Annotated in this window: 1 protein-coding gene; it reads right to left on the reverse strand. The window is 66.5% G+C overall.

Going from position 1 to position 254, the window contains the following annotated elements:
• A partial coding sequence (locus SB816_RS33370; RefSeq protein WP_410548424.1) for a hypothetical protein occupies positions 1-254 on the reverse strand: 254 nt, incomplete at both ends.

Below are 254 nucleotides of genomic sequence, written 5' to 3' on the forward strand. Positions count from 1 at the left end.
CTGCGTGAAGAAGTTGCCGCCCGACACGTACAGACCCGAGAGCGTGGTGTTGGCGGCCGGATCGCAGGCGCCCGTGAGCGTGAGCGTGAACGACTCGGGCACGTTCTCGACCGTCAGGCCATGCTCGTGCGTGCGCACGTGCTCGTAAGGCTTGCCGTCGATCGATGCGCCGATGAACTCGAGCTGCTCGCCCATCAGCTCCAGATGCGCGGCATGTTTCGCCGCCGGATTGCGGCGCACGGCGAGCGTGCTCT

The sequence above is a fragment of the Achromobacter sp. SIMBA_011 genome (genome assembly GCF_046535435.1).
GTDB classification, from domain to species: domain Bacteria; phylum Pseudomonadota; class Gammaproteobacteria; order Burkholderiales; family Burkholderiaceae_B; genus Achromobacter; species Achromobacter dolens.